This is a genomic window from Haemophilus sp. HN_Hi16, from assembly GCF_049823435.1.
GTDB lineage: Bacteria > Pseudomonadota > Gammaproteobacteria > Enterobacterales > Pasteurellaceae > Haemophilus > Haemophilus influenzae_D.
Genome location: NZ_CP187500.1, coordinates 113,165 through 131,400 on the forward strand (window position 1 = coordinate 113,165; position 18,236 = coordinate 131,400).

Genomic DNA, 18,236 nt, shown 5'->3' on the forward strand with positions numbered 1-18,236 from the left:
GGTAAAAGGAATCCCCAATGTCAAAACTCTTGCTCGTTGATGATGATATTGAATTAACTGAATTACTTTCTACACTTTTAGAGCTTGAGGGTTTTGACGTTGAAACAGCAAATAATGGATTAGAAGCATTACAAAAACTCAATGAAAGCTATAAGCTGGTTTTGCTTGATGTAATGATGCCAAAGTTAAATGGTATCGAAACATTAAAAGAAATTCGTAAAGTCTCTAACGTGCCAGTGATGATGCTAACAGCAAGAGGCGAAGACATTGATCGCGTATTAGGCTTAGAATTGGGAGCGGATGATTATTTATCCAAACCTTTTAACGATCGTGAGCTTATTGCAAGAATTAAGGCAATTTTGCGTCGTAGTGCATCTCCTTCAAATAATACCGCAAATGTAGAAATCCTTTCTTTTGACGGAATAACTCTCCACTTTTCTCACGGAATTGCAACCTATAATGAAGAAAATCTCAATTTAACTGATTATGAATTTAAGATCCTTTGTTTATTGCTTAAATCTAAGGGAAATGTGGTAAGTCGAGAAGAATTAAGTTTAGAAGTAATGGAAAAACCGCTCACTCCATTTGACCGCTCTCTTGATATGCACATCTCTAATTTAAGACGCAAATTACCAGAACGAAAAAACAAGCCCTCTTGGTTTAAAACTTTACGCGGAAAAGGATACGCTTTAGTTACCTAATTTTTATAAAATTACGTTATTTTTTCAATTTAAATCAACTCACTATCCAAACATTTCTTATGTTTTGGTTTTCTTTTTTCATAATGATGAGCCTTGTGATCGCCGTACCTAATTTCGATCTCAGAATTTATTCCCCATTAAAAGAAGCGAATATTGTTAATTACCAAAAAGAAATTCTTCATATTTTTATCCAAAAAGAAGAATTCCTCAGGATCTGTATCAATGACAACGGATCTGGGGTAAATCCGAATGAATTTGAAAAAATTTTCACTCCGTTTTATCGCGTCGATGAAGCGCGAACTAGAGCGACTGGAGGCACAGGATTAGGGCTTGCAATTGTATCTCATGTAATAAAAGAGCATCAAGGAAGTGTTTGGGCTGAAAAAAGCCCATTAGGTGGGCTATCAATGAATATAAAATTGCCATTATGGATCAGTAAATAAAAATGATGACAATTTTTACCGCACTTTTACCTTTAAGCATTGTCCACAGCAAAAGAAATGACGTCATTAATTTTTTCGCAATCTAAAGCGATCATCATTAGACGATCTATTCCTAATGCGACACCAGAAGAATCTGGCATACCCGCGTCTAAAGCAGCAAGAAAGCGTTCATCAATTTCTCGAGTAGGCAATCCACATTTTTTTCTTTGTTGATTATCTAATTCAAAGCGATGACGTTGTTCCTGCGCATCGGCAAGTTCGTGAAAACCATTGGCTAATTCTAACCCTTTGTAATAAAACTCAAAGCGTTCTGCCACACGTTGATCTTCTGGGCTAACTTGTGCTAGGGCGGCTTGCGTTGAAGGGAAATGATAAACCGCAATAGGTCGTTCTTTTCCAATTTGAGGCTCAACGACTTCACTAAATAAAAACTGTAATAAAGTATCGCGATCTTCATCATCTTCAGCCATAAAATTATGTTTACGTGCCGCTTCAATTAATTCTGAACGTTCTGCAGATAAGGGATCTAAACCTACATATTCTTGGAAAACAAACTGATAGCTTAAACTTTCTGCTGGTGGGCAATCTAAAATTTGTTGGAGTAAATCATCCACTTCATTAATTAAACGATGCATATGAAAGTGTGGTCGATACCATTCCAGCATAGTAAATTCTGGATTATGACGATTTCCAGCCTCTTCATTGCGAAACACTTTGCTGATTTGGAATATAGCTCCACTGCCTGCAGCAAGCAAGCGTTTCATATGATATTCAGGGCTTGTAGAAAGCCAAAGTGTTTTGGATTGATTATCAAAAGGCGCGAGAAATTCTGTGCTAAATGTGGAAAGATGTAAATCAGTGACGCCAAATTTACTTAGAACAGGCGTCTCTACTTCAAGCAAGCCTCGTTCGGTAAAAAATTGACGAATTTCAGCAATAATTTTTGCCCGTTTAAGAAGATTTTTTATATCAGCAGAAGGTTGCCAATGATTAAGTGCGGTCATTTTTAATCCTGTTTTAAAAATTTTGCACATTGTAAACGAGAGCTGCTCTCAACTCAATCTTAGCTTTTTTGAGGTAGATCACAAAATACGATCTTTTCCATCTTTAGACATAAAAAACGTTATTAATTTGTAACAAAAAATGGCACAATGCCCACGTAATATTACCCTTTTAGGGGATTTATTTTTACTTTCTATTGATTGGAGGATATCGTGCAAACAGTTAATGTCGATATTGCGATTGTTGGTGCTGGTGGCGGTGGTTTACGTGCAGCGATTTCCGCAGCAGAAGCAAATCCTAACCTAAAAATTGCATTAGTTTCTAAAGTATACCCGATGCGTAGCCATACCGTGGCAGCAGAAGGTGGCGCAGCGGCAGTTATCAAAGAAGAAGATTCTTACGATAAACACTTTCAAGATACCGTTGCTGGTGGGGACTGGCTTTGTGAGCAAGATGTAGTGGAATATTTCGTACAACATTCCCCTGTAGAAATGACTCAATTAGAACGTTGGGGATGCCCTTGGAGTCGTAAAGCTGATGGCGATGTAAACGTGCGTCGTTTTGGTGGAATGAAAATTGAACGTACTTGGTTCGCAGCGGATAAAACAGGTTTCCATTTACTACACACACTTTTCCAAACTTCTATTCAATATCCACAAATCCAACGTTTTGATGAACACTTCGTATTAGATATTCTTGTTGATGATGGCCATGCTCGTGGTATGGTTGCAATGAATATGATGGAAGGTTCACTTGTTCAAATTAATGCCAATGCGGTTGTGATTGCCACTGGTGGTGGTTGTCGTGCATTTAAATTTAATACCAATGGCGGCATTGTAACAGGTGACGGCTTATCTATGGCGTATCGTCATGGTGTACCACTTCGTGATATGGAGTTTGTTCAATATCATCCAACAGGCTTACCTAATACGGGTATTTTAATGACCGAAGGTTGTCGTGGCGAAGGCGGTATCTTAGTGAATAAAGATGGCTATCGCTATCTTCAAGATTATGGTCTAGGACCTGAAACGCCAATTGGCAAACCTCAAAATAAATATATGGAGCTTGGCCCTCGTGATAAAGTTTCTCAAGCATTCTGGCAAGAATGGAAAAAAGGTAATACCTTAAAAACCGCGAAAGGCGTGGATGTTGTGCATTTAGATTTACGTCATCTTGGCGAAAAATATTTACACGAGCGTCTGCCATTTATTTGTGAATTAGCAAGTGCTTATGAAGGTGTAAATCCAGTAAATGAACCAATCCCAGTTCGTCCAGTTGTTCACTATACAATGGGCGGTATTGAGGTTGATTTTAACAGCGAAACTCGTATCAAAGGTTTATTTGCTGTAGGAGAATGTGCATCTTCAGGTTTACACGGCGCAAACCGTTTAGGATCTAACTCTTTAGCTGAACTTGTTGTGTTAGGTCGTGTAGCAGGGGAATATGCGGCACAACGTGCAGTTGAAGCTCAATCGGTAAATCAAAGTGCGGTTGATGCTCAAGCAAAAGATGTTGTTGCTCGTTTAGAAGCCCTTCATAAACAGGAAGGTAATGAATCTTGGTCTGAAATCCGTGATGAAATGGGTACTGTGATGGAAGAAGGTTGTGGTATTTACCGTGACCAAGCAAGCATGCAAAAAGCAGTAGATAAAATTGCAGAATTAAAAGAACGTTACAAACGTATTCGCATATCAGATAATTCAAGCGTGTTCAATACAGATGTGCTTTACACCGTTGAGTTGGGTTACATTCTAGATGTTGCACAATCTATTGCAAATTCAGCGATTGAACGTAAAGAATCTCGTGGTGCCCATCAACGCTTAGATTACACTGAACGCGATGATGTAAATTATTTAAAACACACACTTGCTTTCTACAATGAAAATGGCGCACCGCGCATTGAATATAGCCCAGTGAAAATTACCAAATCTCAACCTGCAAAACGTGTTTACGGTGCGGAAGCAGAAGCTCAAGAAGCAGCTGCGAAAGCTAAGGAGCAAGCAAATGGCTAATTCACCAGTAATGAATGTAGAAGTATTACGCTACAATCCTGAAATCGATCAAGAGCCGCATCTAAGTACGTATCAAGTACCTTATGATAATCAAACCTCCTTGCTTGATGCATTAGGTTATATTAAGGATAAACTTGAACCCTCTCTTTCTTATCGTTGGTCTTGCCGTATGGCGATCTGCGGTTCTTGCGGGATGATGGTAAATAATAAACCGAAATTGGCTTGTAAAACGTTCTTACGTGATTATAGCGGCCATATGCGTATTGAGCCGTTAGCAAACTTCCCAATTGAACGCGACTTAGTGGTTGATTTAAGCCACTTTATCGAGAGTTTAGAGGCAATTAAACCTTATATTATTGGTAACGAAGCGCCAGCATTAGATGGTAAACCACATCCATCAAAAGAGTTGCAAGTAAGCCGTACTAAACAAACGCCAGCACAGCTTGAGAAATATCGTCAATTCTCAATGTGTATCAACTGTGGTTTATGCTATGCCGCTTGCCCTCAATTTGGTTTAAATCCTGAATTCTTAGGCCCTGCAGCTATTACTATGGCTCATCGTTATAATCTTGATAACCGTGACCATGGTAAAGCAAAACGTATGTCATTATTAAATGGTAAAAATGGGGTTTGGAGTTGTACTTTCGTTGGTTATTGCTCAGAAGTTTGTCCAAAACATGTGGATCCTGCTTCTGCAATTAACCAAGGAAAAGTGGAAAGTGCCAAAGATTATGTTATCTCTATGCTAAAACCAAAAGGCTAAGGGGAAGAATATGTCAGTAACAGTGAGTAAACGTAAAAAATATGTTCGTCCAATGACAGCGACTTGGTGGAAAAAATTGGACTTCTATAAAGCTTATATGCTACGTGAAGCGACTTCAATCTTTGCTGTATGGTTTTGTATTGTATTGCTTTATGGTGTTCTTTGTCTCGCAAGCAATCCAATACCAGGCTTAGGCATCTTGAGCTTTATTGAGTTTTTAAGAAACCCAATTGTGGTTTTCTTAAATATTATTACGCTTATCGCAACGCTTTATCATACGGTGACATATTTCTTAATGACACCAAAAGTGATGAATATCATTGTGAAAAATGAACGCTTACCACACCACGTTGTAAGAAATGCACTTTGGGCGGTAACCGCATTAGTTAGCGTGATTGCGTTAGTTTTAGTTTATATCTAAGGGGAGAAAAAATGGTTGATCAAAATCCAAAACGCTCCGGCGAACCGCCAGTATGGTTAATGTTCGGAGCAGGTGGCACAGTGAGTGCAATTTTCCTTCCTGTCGTTATTCTAATCATCGGTTTGTTATTACCATTTGGTTTAGTCGATGCGCATAATTTAATTACTTTTGCTTATTCTTGGATTGGTAAATTAGTTATTTTAGTGCTTACTATTTTTCCAATGTGGTGTGGTTTACACCGTATTCATCACGGTGTGCACGATCTTAAAGTGCATGTGCCAGCAGGTGGATTTATCTTTTATGGTTTAGCCACAATTTATACTGTTTGGGTGTTATTTGCGGTAATAAACCTGTAATAAAAATGATATAAAATAAAAAAACGAGTCTAAGACTCGTTTTTTTATTTTATATATCAAGTAAACATTTTTTAGTTTGTTTTACTTTAGAAATTTGATTGGATTTTTTATAAATGGCTCAAGCATTCAGTACCTAAATTTCCCATTTGTCTCAAAATCCAAGTTTGTTTTTTACGAACTAATAAGCTTGGCTTATTTACTTTATAAATGATTGGATTGGGCAACACCGCTGCTAAAAGAGCGGCTTCATTTTGCGATAAATTTTTAGCTGATTTTTTAAAGTAATAGCGACTTGCCGCTTCCACACCAAAAATGCCGTTCCCAAATTCTGCAATATTTAAATACACTTCTAAAATACGTTTTTTTGACCAAGTCAGCTCGAGCAACATAGTTGCTGGAACTTCTAAACCTTTTCGTAGCCAGTTTTGTCCGTGCCAAAGCATTAAGTTTTTAGCGGTTTGTTGGGAAATGGTTGATGCCCCTCTAATTCCTTTTTTAGATTTTTCGTTATACCGAATTGCTCGTTGGATAGCCTCAAAATCAAAGCCTAAATGTTCAGGAAAACGCTGATCTTCTGATGCAATCACGGCTAGCTGAATATTGGGAGAAATATTTTCTAGGCTGACCCAGTCATATTGAATTTGGTATCGAAAATCGCCTTGTAAAAGATTAGCGACTTTTTGTTGTACCATATAAGCGGAAAATGGAATAGGGACAAAGCGAAAAATCAGTAACAAAGCAAAAACGGCGAAAAAAAAACGAAAGACAACTCGCTGCCAGTTTTTTTTCCACCATTTAGGACTAAATAAGCGTGAAAGTGCGGTAAAAATTCGCTTAGTTTTTTTCAATGAGATCAAGATGTTGTTTCATCCATTGCATAAAATCAGGATCCATCGTTTTAATCATATTGGAACCTCGAGTAATGGTGGCGGCGCTTGTATTCAAGTTTTGCTGAATTTCTCGTTGTGGGAGATTTTTATCCAAGAGTTGAGAAACAATTTGCAAGCGTAATCCTACGGCATCTCGTTCATCAGCTGTTAATAATAAAGTGAGAAATTCTTGGGCTTTATCTTGCTCAAATGCTGTCTTCAGCATAGTCAAAAATGTGTTCCATTGTTCCAAATTACGACTAATATACATAATGATCACCTTATACTATTAAACTAGTATGTTTAGTATAGCCGATCCCATTCTTCATGGCGAAAAGTTTTTGGGCGTGCTTTGTTTTGTAAAATTTGGTAGTAAAAATCATAAGCGACGACATTTTGCACATAACCACGAGTTTCATAAAAAGGAATAGATGCGACAAATTCGTCTAATGCTAATTTTCCATTAGATCGTGCTAACCATTTTTCTACTCGATTTGCCCCTGCATTGTAAGCAGCTGCAATCAATATTCGATTATTAGGATATTTTCCATTGAGTTCATTCAGATGTGCTGTGCCGAGCGAAATATTATTTAATGGTTTAAATAAATCTTGTTCGCCTTGATAAGGTAGTTGATTATTCTCTGCAGTCAATTTTGCCGTGCTTGGCAGAAGTTGCATTAAGCCCCGCGCATTTGCTGAAGATTGTGCCATTGGATTCCAAGCACTTTCTTGACGAGCGATTGCCATAGCAAAAGTTTTGCTGACATTCAAATTTTGCAATGCTGCATTGAAGTATTCAGAATAAGCATTTGGCAGACGAAGGGACAGATAATCCCACGCTTTTGCCACAATAGAAGCATCAACAGCTAATTCAAACCATTGCTGATTTTTGGCATATTGTGCAAGTTTTAGCTGAGTTATGAAATCCGCATTATCCAGCATAATTCGCCAACGTTGTTTTGCTAAACCATTTCGTCCAAGTTCTCTTAATTCTGTAATCATTGCAAAAACTTGCTTAAAAGGAAATTGTTCAGCTTGAGTAAAACTTGGCGCGACAGGGACATTCAGTTGATATATTTGTTTTAATTGTATTGCCGCTAACATTGGATAAAAGCCACGCTCTTTGGAAAGTGCGGTCAGTTTTTCTGTATTTTTTGATATATCTTGTTTCGCTTCCCAGTAACGCCATTCTTGCTTACTTTTTGATTCAGCAGAAAGCAAATTCAGCCAAGAGGTTAATTCAGTTTTTTGCCAAATTGCCATTCGTAAACGGCGCTCGGTTAGATTATCAGTTTTTAATTGTTGGATTTGTTCATCACGCCATTTTTGAAAATCAGCGTTTTCATTATCAAAAAAACGATTTAAAAAAGCGACTTTCCACTGTTTAATTTCATCCTCTGAAAGCTGCCAAGTATTTGCCCATTTTTGATAAGATTCAAAATTTGGGTTATTCATTTGTTCAGGTAACGTTTTAAGATAACGTGGGAAAGCATCAATTAATACGGTTTTATCTAAAGTGTTAGGATCGTTTTTTCTTACAATTTCAGCAAGTTGTTTAGGATTTTCTACTTGATTTTGTTCTTTTTGATTCGTGTTATTTTCTTTAGCATTATCCGACGTTGCTGATGTTTGCTGTTCGTTTAAAGTGGATAGCTTTTGTAATAAGGCTTGAAATGCTGGCGTTACAAAAGGGTAATTTTGTTGCACTAATGCATTCAGTTCATTTATTGCTTGTTGTTTGCCTTGAATGTCATCACTTTTTAAAAAAGCGATTTTAGTTTCCCAAAAGCGTGCTAGTAAATCGTATTGCAAAGGATAGCCTTGCAATAAACCTATTAAGTTTTTTGTGATATTTTGAGTCGCTTCAGAAAACTGTTGATTTTTTACCGCACTTTTTAGCATTCCTTCAACTTGCAAGAAGATTTCACGTTGCTTTAAACGTTTTAAATAGTCTTGATGCTGTACAGACGCCCAGTTTTGTTTTTCTTGCTCAAGATTAATGGAACTACTTGCCGTGTTAGATGATTCGGCAAAAGCAGAAAGTGCGGTCAAAATACAGAGAGAAATTAAGGCAACTTTTTTCATATTACGTTATTTAAATTAAAAGACTTTTTTAAACGGCTTTACAATAACATCCGCATATACGCCAGCTTCTACATAAGGATCTTGTGCCGCCCAGTCTTTTGCTGCTTGTAAGTTTGCGAATTGTGCAATAACGGTTGAACCAGTAAAACCTGCTTCTCCTGGATTTTCATCATCAATTGCAGGATTTGGGCCTGCTGTAAGTAATCGGTTTTCTGCTTGAAGCTGTTTTAAACGAGCTAAGTGTTGCTCTCGTACGGCAAGACGTTTTTCTAACGTATTGGGAATATCTTGGGCAAAAATAACATAGTACATAATGATTTCCTTTTATTTACAAGGGTTGTTCTACTTCTAGTTCTGAAATTAAGGCTAATGCTTTTTCTAACTCTTGGTTATTTTCACGGGGAATCGTGCGAGAGCGACCATTATTATCAACTGCAACAAAAGTAAATACCGCATCAGTTACACAATAACGTTCGCCAATTGGCTCACTCGCCACTTTTTTCACCCATACTTCTACTTTAATTTTAATGGAAGAACGCCCAACTTTGAGACATTGTCCGTAGCAACAAACTACGTCGCCTACAGAGATTGGTTTAATAAAATTCATACTTTCAACGGCAACAGTAACCACTCGCCCGTGTGCAATTTCTTTCGCTAAAATTGCCCCACCCATATCCATTTGAGACATAATCCAGCCACCAAAAATATCTCCGTTGGCATTGGTGTCAGAAGGCATAGCCAAAGTTCGTAGTAAAAGAACACCTTTTGATTGGCGACCATTTTTATCAATAAAATTGGCAGACATTATTTTTCTCCATCTTTTGAATTTGAATCATCTTTAGGTAAATAGCGGTAGATATAAGCCCCCGAAATAATGGTTGCAATCAGCGTCATACCAATAATTCCGAAAGATTTGAAATCAACCCAAGCTTCTTCCGACATATTATGGCTGATATAAATATTTACCAACATACAAATAATAAAGAATATTGCCCAGCCGAAATTCAATGTATTCCAAGCCTTTTCTGGCAGTTGTAGCTCTTTACCAAGTAACTTTTTGATTAATGGGGTTTTAAATTGAAATTGTGCGATAAGTAAAACAATGGCAAATAAGCCATTGATAATCGTCACTTTCCATTGCAAATAGCGGATTTCATTAAAGTAAGCGGTTAAAAGTCCAAAAAAAACGACCGCACTTGCCATAATTTTTTGTTGTTTTTCAACGGTTCCGTATTTCCATTTTAAAATCACGATCTGCAAAATTGTTGCAACCACTAATACGATGGCTGCTTCACGTACACCACCGAGTTTGTAAGTGACAAAAAATAAAATTAAAGGGATAAAGTCAAGGAGTTGTTTCATATTGATTAATCCTTCATAAATAAGCTATAGAAACGATAAGTCACTACTAGCATAAAAATATTAAGTAATGCGCTGAAAATACCTATCGCCATATCAAACACAGCATTATTTGAAAGCGAACTTAATTGGAAAATAAGAATTGGCACGAGAAAATAAACCAGTAAGGTGTAAATAAACAATACGCCTTTTCTAGCGTTTCCCCTCATCCAAATTTTTCGGATAGTTTGCGAAAGTGTATCTTGGCTCGAAAGATAATGTACTACCGTTAAATTTAAACGAACAAAGAACCAAACGCCAACAAGCATCGCGATAAGTGACATAATAGAGGGCGATTTTTTTGTGAGCAATGCAGCAAACGCTTCCCCAAGACCAAGTAACATTGGTGCAACCATTAATAAATCTAACAGAATTACACCTGCAAAACGGCGCAAGGTAAGTGAGAAGGTTTCACCTAAAGTGCGGTAATTTTGTAGGCTAATTTTATGGATTGAGGTTAATCCCCAAGCTGCAATAAAGCTCGTTAAAATTTGAGTGATTGCAACTGAAAAGATAAAACTTGTGATATCTGTATTGGCGAGATTTAATACATCATTTTTATTTTCATCATTAACTGAAAAACTTAAAAGTGCACTCGCACTTTGCACAATAAATAAAATTGCGACAAATTGCAGCATAATTTTTTTCTGATTACGGAAGAAATTCCAACTGTCTTGCAATACTTGTGTAAAGTTAATTAGCATTTTTTTCTCTCTATGAAAATGGTGGCGCAATTATACAAGGTTTGCCGATTATTGCATAAATATCCTTAATTCAGAATTGAATAGATAAAACAAAAGTGGACAAATTTGCCCACTTTTCATTCATTTTATTAAGATTGCGTCAGCTTTATTTTTTCTTCGCATATTTTAACGAGTCAATGGCTACCGCTAGAATGATAATGCTACCTTTAATGATGTATTGCCAGTAAGGGTTTACACCGATGTAAGTTAAACCGTAGTTGATAACAGTAAAGATAATAACCCCAGTGATAACACCAATTACGGTACCTACCCCACCAGCGAAAGATACACCACCCACTACGCAAGCTGCGATAGCATCTAATTCATACATAAAACCCAAGTTGTTAGTTGCAGAACCGATACGACCAGCTTCAAGCATACCACCAAAAGCATAGAACATACCTGCAATCATATAGATTACAACTAAATTACGTGCAACATTTACACCAGATACTTTTGCAGCTTCAGGATTTCCCCCAATGGCAAAGACATTTTTACCAAAACGCGTTTTATTCCACATAATCCATACTAATAATGCAGCTATCGTGGCATAGATAGTGATGTAAGAGAGTTTAAAGCTGCCGACTCGGAAGAATCCTTGAGCAAATGTTGAGAAATTTTCACTAAAACCTGCGATTGGCGAACCACCTACAGCATCATAGTAAAGTGAGTTGAAACCATATACGATAATCATCGTACCCATTGTCGCAATAAATGGCGTCACATTTAAATAAGCAATAACTAAACCATTAATCAAACCGATTAGCGCACCTACGGCACATACTGCGAGAATAACCACTGGAATTGGGATTTGTCCCATTTCAGGGAACACACGGTTTATATTATCCATTGATTGCAACATTGTTGCAGAGATAACTGCAGCCAAACCAACTTGACGCCCAGCAGATAAGTCTGTCCCTTGTGTAATCAATAAACCCGCAACCCCTAAAGCAATAATTAAACGCACAGAAGATTGAGTGAGAATATTACTGAAATTGACTAAATTTAAGAATGTTGGATCTTGTGCAATGATGATGCCGAGCAAAATCAATAGCACAAAATAAATCGCATTTTGTTTTAAGAGATCAAAGGATTTGTTTTTTTCTAAGGCACTCATAATTCATTCCTTAATGTTTATAAATATTTTGCCGCGAGTTGCAAAATTTCTTCTTGCGATGTTTTTGCAGTTTCAACGATACCCGCTAATTTACCGTTACTCATCACTAAAATGCGGTCAGTTACGCCCAATAATTCTGGCATTTCTGATGAAATCATAATAATGCCTTTATCTTTTTTAGCGAGTTCTTGAATGAGTTGATAAATTTCAAATTTTGCCCCGATGTCGATACCCCGTGTCGGCTCATCTAGCATCAGAATTTCAGGTTGAGTTAAAAGCCAACGACCAATAATGACTTTTTGTTGGTTACCACCAGAAAGAGAACCGATTGTAGTTCTGTGTGATGGTGTTTTAACATTCATTGAATCAATTACCCACTGGGTATCACTTTTCATTTTCTTCGTGCTAAGTAATTTCCACGGAGTGAGATAAGATTTCATATTTGAAATCAGTGAATTAAACTCAATGCTTAAATTAGAATAAATCCCCGTTGAACGACGTTCTTCAGTTACCAATGCAAAGCCATTATTAATTGCTTCAAGTGCGGTGTGATTTGTTACTGTTTTTCCATGTAACTTAATGGTTCCTTCAGTTAATTCTCGCACACCAAAAATTGCTTCAACAATATCAGTACGTTTAGCCCCCACCAACCCTGCGATACCGAGAATTTCGCCTTTACGCAACTCAAAAGAGACATTTTGAATAGAGGGTTGATTTTTTGCAGTAAGATTTTCTACTTGCAAAATCACTTCTTTTGGCACGTTGGTTTTTTCAGGGAAGCGTTGTGTTAATTCGCGACCAACCATCATTCCCACGATTTGTTCCATAGTGGATTCTTTCACATTGACCGTATTGATCCATTTGCCATCGCGTAAAATAGTAATTTCATCACAAATTTTGAAGATTTCATCCATTTTGTGAGAAATATAAATAATGCCACAACCGCGTTGTTTTAATTTGTCAATAATTTTAAATAGATGCTCGACTTCTTTTTCAGAAAGTGAGGATGTGGGTTCATCCATTATCACTATTTTCGCGTTGTACGAGAACGCCTTCGCGATTTCGATCATCTGCATTTGGGAAACTGAAAGCTTTGCGACTTTTTCTTTCGGATCTACATCAATATCCAATTCATCAAAAATCGCTTTAGTATCACGGTACATTTTCGCGTGATCAACAAAAGGCCCTTTAAGTGGATAGCGTCCAAGCCACAAGTTATCCATTACGCTAGTTTGGCGCACGAGGTTGAGTTCTTGGTGTACCATTGAAATACCATTTTCAAGGGCTTCTTTTGATGTTTTAAAATTGACAGGTTTGCCTAAGAAAAGAATTTCGCCTTCATCTTTGGCATAAATTCCGAACAGGCATTTTAGTAATGTAGATTTACCTGCACCATTTTCACCCATTAAAGCGTGAACAGAATGAGAACGAACAGTTAAGTTTGCGTTATCTAAGGCTTTGACACCCGGAAAGGACTTGCAGACATTGGTCATAGTGAGCAGCACTTGGCTGTCTTGACATTGAGTTTGAGCTGTCATATCCAACCTCTTTAAAAAGGGGAAGAAAACTTCCCCTTAGATTACAACAAAAATCGATGGAAAATTATTTTAAGAAGTCACTTAAGTTGTCTTTATCCACACCAACATAAGGAATACGTACAACACGATCTTTTAATTCCCATTTTGTGCCTTCAGTTGCAGATTTACCTTGCGCTAGATTATTAGATAATTGAACAACCGCTTTGCCTTGATTAACACCATCGTTTAATACTGTGCCAGCAAGTTCACCTTTTTTAATGAGTTGTAATGCTTCTGGTAATGCATCCACGCCAAAGATAGGCAGTTTTTTACCGTGTGCTTTTGTTGCTTCTAAAGCACCTAAAGCCATACCATCATTGTTAGAAATGATAACTTCAATATCGTTCGCCTTAGAGCTAGATAACCAAGCATCCACTTTATCTTTCGCCATTGCAGCATCCCACATACCAGTATCAATAAATAATTGCTCAGTTTGGATACCCTTAGCATTAAGTTCTTCTACAACATATTTTGTACGAGCTTCCGCATCTGGGTGACCAGGTTCACCTTTTAATAATACAAATTGGATTTTGCCATCTTTATTTAAGTCAAGAGCTGGATTAGCTTTCCATTGTTTTGCAATAAGCTCCCCTTGAATTAAACCAGATTCTTTCGGATCAGTGCCCACATAGTAAGCATTGTCATAAGAGCTAATGACTTTTCTACCAGGATCTTTATTAAAGAATACGACAGGAATATTATCTGATTTGACTTTATTAATGATAGTTGGAGCCGCAGCAGGATCCACTAAATTGATAGCAAGTGTTTTCACACCTTTAGAAAGCAATACATCAACTTGGTCATTTTGAATAGATTGTGCGTTTTGTGAATCATTCATTAAAAGTTTAATGCCACCAACTGCTTTTGCTTCTTTATCGATTTCTTTACGCATTAAAGACATAAAGTTATCATCGTATTTATAAATAGTTACACCAATTTTATTATCGGCTGCAAAACTTGAAGATGTGCTACCTAAGCCAATAGCCAAAGCAATCGCACTTAATACTACTGTTTTTTTCATAATAACGCTCCTATATTTGGAATGTTGATATTCACTGATAAATGTTGCTCAGAACGGCAACTGCTCGCATCATAACTGAATTTTCTTTCAGAATCTGTGATCGAACTCACAGAAATGAAAACGATTACATTAAAAATTAATATTTGTGATCTAGATCACATTTTATCGCTAATATTATATTTTAGATTCCACTGAAAAACGGCGTACCAAAGTAGGGTTAAATTGAACCATTGGTGGGGTAATTATTTTCTCATCGGTTAAACTTAATGCTAATTTAGCGGCATAAGTTGCCATTAAATCAATAGGATAGCGAATTGTGGTTAGCTTTGGGATCAAATAACGGGCAATCGGCATATCATCAAAACCAACAATTGAAAATTGGCTTGGTACACTGATACTGTTTTCATTAAGCACAGAAATTGCGCCTGCTGCCATTGAATCATTATAGGCAACGACTGCAGTAAGATTTTTGTTATAACTGAGTAAATCAATCATTGCCTTTTCACCGCCTTCAAAATCTGGCGTATTGAGAGTTATCGCCTGTTCAATGATGGGGTAATTGTGATCTTTTAATGCGGCAAGATAACCATTTCGTCTTTCAACTTCGTCAAAAATGGCGTGATTTGAACCGATATATGCAATATGTTGATGCCCATAACGAATAAGCATTTCAGTGGCTAAATAGGTGCCTTTTTGATTATCTAAACTGACACAACGATGTTCATAACCTTTAATAACACGGTTAATGATCACCATTCCCGGCACGGTATTTAAATAATGGCTTAATTCATCATCAGATAAGGCTTTAGAATGTACAACAAGAGAACTACAACGTTTACGCAATAAGGTATTAATTGCTTCCCGCTCTTTTTCCGCATGATGATAACCAATGCCGATTAAAATCGTTTTTTGATGCGCTTCTGCTACTTTGTCCACCGCTTTCACTAAAATAGCAAAAAAGGCATCAGTCACATCGGTCACTACCACTCCAATTGTATCCGTGTTTTGCACAGCAAGGGCTTGAGCATTCGCGTTAGGTTGATAATATAACTGCGCAATAGCTTGTTCCACCACAAGACGCGTATTTTCACTGACGGAAATCGAGTGATTTAATACTCGGGAGACCGTGGCGACAGAAACATTGGCTAATTTAGCGACATCTCGAATAGTACTCATAACGTTTTCCCTTGTTATAATCTATAAATCTTATACTTTGATCATAAATAATTTGAGCCAAATTGAAAGCGGTTACTTGTATAATTATGAACTAAATCATAAAAAATTTTGCTTATTTTCTTATTTTGTGACAAAGATCACGGTTTATTCACAATAATTTAGTATAAATTAATGTAATCGCTTACATTGCTAAAAAACAGGAGTCAAAATGACCGCACTTTTTGAACCTACAGAACATCCACATCGTCGCTACAATCCGTTAATCGATCAATGGGTTTTAGTTTCGCCACATCGTGCCAAACGCCCGTGGCAAGGACAACAAGAAAAAGTGAATGAAGAACAAAAACCAAGTTATGATCCAACTTGTTATCTTTGCCCAAACAATAAGCGTATTACAGGGGAATTAAATCCAGATTATCGTAAACCTTATGTGTTTAAAAATGATTTTTCCGCGCTTTTAGAAGATACGCCAGCCCCTAAAAAATCCTCAGATCCTCTTTTCCTAAGTTCTCAAGCTCGTGGCGAAAGTCGAGTTATTTGTTTCTCTCCAGATCATAGTAAAACATTGCCATTATTGACCGCACTTGAGATTGAAGATGTGATTAAAGTATGGCAAGAACAACTTCGTGAGCTTGGTGCGAAATACCAATGGGTGCAAATTTTTGAAAACAAAGGTGCGGCAATGGGCTGTTCTAACCCACATCCGCATGGTCAAATTTGGGCGAATAGTTTCTTGCCAAATGAAGTTGCTCGTGAAGATCGTACACAACGTGATTATTTATTAAAACATAGTTCAGTAATGTTAGTTGATTATGTAAAACGAGAACTAGAGTTAAAAGAACGTATTGTGGTTGAAACTGAATATTGGGTAGCTTTAGTGCCTTATTGGGCTGTTTGGCCATTTGAAACATTGCTTTTGCCAAAAACTCACGTAAAACGTTTAACTGAATTAAGTGACGAACAATCAAAAGATCTTGCGGTTATTTTGAAAAAATTGACGACCAAATACGATAATCTCTTTGAAACCTCTTTCCCATATTCAATGGGATTTCATGCTGCACCATTTAATGGCGAAGATAACGAACATTGGCAGCTACACGCTCATTTTTATCCTCCTCTTTTACGTTCAGCAACCGTGCGTAAATTCATGGTGGGATATGAAATGTTAGGCGAAAGCCAACGCGATTTAACAGCGGAACAGGCTGCAGAAAGACTGCGTGCCTTGAGTGAAGTTCATTATAAAGAAAGATAAGCCTGTTAGCGTGGGTAAGTATACCCACGGTTACTAAAAGTGGTTTCCCTTTGGGAAACTTATTATTGAACAAATAATTTACCCCAGAGGGGTAGCATTTCAGCTAGCTTAGGGTAGGCTACCCTAAGCAAAAGGAAGTTAATATGAATCCAATTAAAAACGCCCAACAACTCTTTACGCAAAAACACCAAAAACAACCAGCTCTTACCGTCTATGCGCCTGGCCGAGTAAATATCATCGGCGAACATACCGATTACAACGACGGCTTTGTTATGCCTTGTGCGATTAATTTTGGTACGGCCGTTTCTGGTACAAAACGAGATGATCATATTTGGAATGTTTATGCGGCGGATCTTGATGAAACTGATGAATTTTCTCTCAATGTTGAAATTCCTAAGAGTGAACACAAATGGGCTAATTACGTGCGTGGGGTGGTAAAATTTATCCAAGAACGTTACCCGCACTTTCAACAAGGTGCAAATTTAGTGATTTCTGGAAATGTGCCGCTTTCTTCTGGATTAAGTTCATCTGCAGCGTTAGAGGTTGCGGTAGGTAAATTCTGCCAACAACTTGGCGATTTACCACTTTCTCATACGGATATTGCATTGAATGGGCAAAAGGCTGAAAACCAATTTGTCGGTGCTAATTGTGGCAATATGGATCAGTTAATTTCCGCACTTGGGCAGGAAAATCACTTGCTGATGATTGATTGTCGTAGTCTTGAAACCACTCCAACACCCGTGCCACAAGATGTCGCCGTTATTATTGTGAACTCAAATGTACCGCACGATTTAGTAACAGGCGAATACAATACTCGCCGTCAGCAATGTGAAGAGGCGGCAAAATTTTTTGGAGTAAAAGCATTACGTGATGTTTCAGTTGAGCAATTCCGAAAAAGAGAAGCGGAATTGACCGCACTTTCTCCGTTAGTGGCAAAACGCGCTCGTCATGTCGTAACAGAAAATCAACGAGTACTCGATGCAGTAGAAGCATTGAAGAAGAATGATTTGACTCGTTTAGGTGAGTTAATGGGGGAATCTCATGATTCAATGCGTGATGATTTTGAAATCACCGTGCCACAAATTGATTATTTAGTTGAATTGGCTCAACTTGTTATTGGCAAAAATGGCGGTGCGCGTATGACGGGCGGCGGTTTTGGTGGCTGTATTGTTGCACTTGCGCCGCATGATAAAGTCGATGCAGTTCGTAAAATTATTGCGGATAATTACGAGAAAACCACAGGTTTAAAAGAAACTTTTTATGTGTGTACCGCATCACAAGGTGTTCGAGTGATTTAAGA

General features: G+C 37.5%; 19 protein-coding genes and 1 pseudogene. 8 read left to right on the forward strand and 12 right to left on the reverse strand.

Annotation, left to right across the window (positions count from 1 at the left end):
* Positions 1-17: 17 nt before the first annotated feature.
* Both ACPT9C_RS00520 and ACPT9C_RS00525 read left to right on the forward strand, forming a co-directional pair.
* Positions 18-701, forward strand: coding sequence for a response regulator (locus ACPT9C_RS00520; RefSeq protein ID WP_050948716.1), 684 nt, complete (start codon positions 18-20; stop codon positions 699-701).
* Between the two features lie 149 nt (positions 702-850).
* Positions 851-1,144: pseudogene (locus tag ACPT9C_RS00525) on the forward strand (ATP-binding protein); the annotation flags it as partial.
* Positions 1,145-1,176: 32 nt separating this feature from the next.
* Here the strand turns inward: ACPT9C_RS00525 and epmA are convergent.
* The gene (epmA, locus tag ACPT9C_RS00530) at positions 1,177-2,148 is read right to left on the reverse strand and encodes an elongation factor P--(R)-beta-lysine ligase (protein ID WP_041175278.1); all 972 of its coding nucleotides are present in this window, start codon (positions 2,146-2,148) and stop codon (positions 1,177-1,179) included.
* Between the two features lie 210 nt (positions 2,149-2,358).
* On the opposite strand from epmA, the gene frdA reads away from it, so the two are divergent.
* The 4 genes from frdA to frdD are packed head-to-tail and all read left to right on the forward strand — an operon-like array spanning position 2,359 to position 5,698.
* A complete protein-coding gene (frdA, locus tag ACPT9C_RS00535) occupies positions 2,359-4,158 on the forward strand; it encodes a fumarate reductase (quinol) flavoprotein subunit (RefSeq protein WP_021034728.1) in 1,800 nt (599 codons plus the stop codon).
* Positions 4,151-4,921: a succinate dehydrogenase/fumarate reductase iron-sulfur subunit gene (locus ACPT9C_RS00540; protein WP_005639269.1), complete on the forward strand. Its 771-nt coding sequence runs from the start codon at positions 4,151-4,153 to the stop codon at positions 4,919-4,921. The genes frdA and ACPT9C_RS00540 overlap by 8 nt, the downstream gene beginning before the upstream one ends.
* Before the next feature lie 10 nt (positions 4,922-4,931).
* Positions 4,932-5,342 (forward strand): fumarate reductase subunit FrdC, encoded by a 411-nt coding sequence (gene frdC / locus ACPT9C_RS00545; RefSeq protein ID WP_061671283.1) that lies wholly within the window; start codon positions 4,932-4,934, stop codon positions 5,340-5,342.
* A gap of 11 nt (positions 5,343-5,353) precedes the next feature.
* Positions 5,354-5,698, forward strand: a complete 345-nt coding sequence (gene frdD / locus ACPT9C_RS00550; RefSeq protein WP_061671284.1) for a fumarate reductase subunit FrdD — start codon at positions 5,354-5,356, stop codon at positions 5,696-5,698.
* Positions 5,699-5,805: 107 nt separating this feature from the next.
* Here frdD and mtgA read toward each other — a convergent pair whose 3' ends face one another.
* The 11 genes from mtgA to ACPT9C_RS00605 form a co-directional block, all read right to left on the reverse strand.
* Entirely contained in the window at positions 5,806-6,546 is a 741-nt protein-coding gene (gene mtgA / locus ACPT9C_RS00555; RefSeq protein ID WP_061671285.1) for a monofunctional biosynthetic peptidoglycan transglycosylase, read from the reverse strand.
* Positions 6,533-6,838, reverse strand: coding sequence for a trp operon repressor (trpR, locus tag ACPT9C_RS00560; RefSeq protein ID WP_041175277.1), 306 nt, complete (start codon positions 6,836-6,838; stop codon positions 6,533-6,535). Before trpR ends, mtgA begins: the two co-directional genes overlap by 14 nt.
* Before the next feature lie 32 nt (positions 6,839-6,870).
* Positions 6,871-8,652: a transglycosylase SLT domain-containing protein gene (locus ACPT9C_RS00565; protein WP_111688743.1), complete on the reverse strand. Its 1,782-nt coding sequence runs from the start codon at positions 8,650-8,652 to the stop codon at positions 6,871-6,873.
* Positions 8,653-8,667: 15 nt separating this feature from the next.
* Positions 8,668-8,964 (reverse strand): YciI family protein, encoded by a 297-nt coding sequence (locus ACPT9C_RS00570; RefSeq protein ID WP_105892946.1) that lies wholly within the window; start codon positions 8,962-8,964, stop codon positions 8,668-8,670.
* A gap of 16 nt (positions 8,965-8,980) precedes the next feature.
* The gene (yciA, locus tag ACPT9C_RS00575) at positions 8,981-9,457 is read right to left on the reverse strand and encodes an acyl-CoA thioester hydrolase YciA (RefSeq protein ID WP_111688744.1); all 477 of its coding nucleotides are present in this window, start codon (positions 9,455-9,457) and stop codon (positions 8,981-8,983) included.
* Positions 9,457-10,014, reverse strand: coding sequence for a septation protein A (locus tag ACPT9C_RS00580; RefSeq protein WP_111688745.1), 558 nt, complete (start codon positions 10,012-10,014; stop codon positions 9,457-9,459). The genes yciA and ACPT9C_RS00580 overlap by 1 nt, the downstream gene beginning before the upstream one ends.
* A gap of 5 nt (positions 10,015-10,019) precedes the next feature.
* Positions 10,020-10,754: a hypothetical protein gene (locus ACPT9C_RS00585; RefSeq protein WP_111688746.1), complete on the reverse strand. Its 735-nt coding sequence runs from the start codon at positions 10,752-10,754 to the stop codon at positions 10,020-10,022.
* Positions 10,755-10,899: 145 nt separating this feature from the next.
* Positions 10,900-11,910, reverse strand: a complete 1,011-nt coding sequence (gene mglC / locus ACPT9C_RS00590) for a galactose/methyl galactoside ABC transporter permease MglC (protein ID WP_005686030.1) — start codon at positions 11,908-11,910, stop codon at positions 10,900-10,902.
* 17 nt (positions 11,911-11,927) lie between these two features.
* Positions 11,928-13,448 (reverse strand): galactose/methyl galactoside ABC transporter ATP-binding protein MglA, encoded by a 1,521-nt coding sequence (mglA, locus tag ACPT9C_RS00595; protein WP_012055245.1) that lies wholly within the window; start codon positions 13,446-13,448, stop codon positions 11,928-11,930.
* 64 nt (positions 13,449-13,512) lie between these two features.
* Positions 13,513-14,508, reverse strand: a complete 996-nt coding sequence (gene mglB / locus ACPT9C_RS00600; RefSeq protein WP_021034716.1) for a galactose/glucose ABC transporter substrate-binding protein MglB — start codon at positions 14,506-14,508, stop codon at positions 13,513-13,515.
* Positions 14,509-14,682: 174 nt separating this feature from the next.
* The gene (locus tag ACPT9C_RS00605) at positions 14,683-15,684 is read right to left on the reverse strand and encodes a substrate-binding domain-containing protein (RefSeq protein ID WP_012055243.1); all 1,002 of its coding nucleotides are present in this window, start codon (positions 15,682-15,684) and stop codon (positions 14,683-14,685) included.
* Positions 15,685-15,892: 208 nt separating this feature from the next.
* Here ACPT9C_RS00605 and galT point away from each other — a divergent pair, with 208 nt between their 5' ends.
* Together galT and galK are read left to right on the forward strand one after the other, a co-directional pair.
* Positions 15,893-16,936, forward strand: coding sequence for a galactose-1-phosphate uridylyltransferase (gene galT, locus ACPT9C_RS00610; protein WP_114934744.1), 1,044 nt, complete (start codon positions 15,893-15,895; stop codon positions 16,934-16,936).
* A 143-nt stretch (positions 16,937-17,079) separates the two neighbouring features.
* Complete coding sequence (galK, locus tag ACPT9C_RS00615; RefSeq protein WP_114934745.1) at positions 17,080-18,234, forward strand: galactokinase; 1,155 nt, start codon at positions 17,080-17,082, stop codon at positions 18,232-18,234.
* The last annotated feature ends 2 nt before the right edge of the window (positions 18,235-18,236 follow it).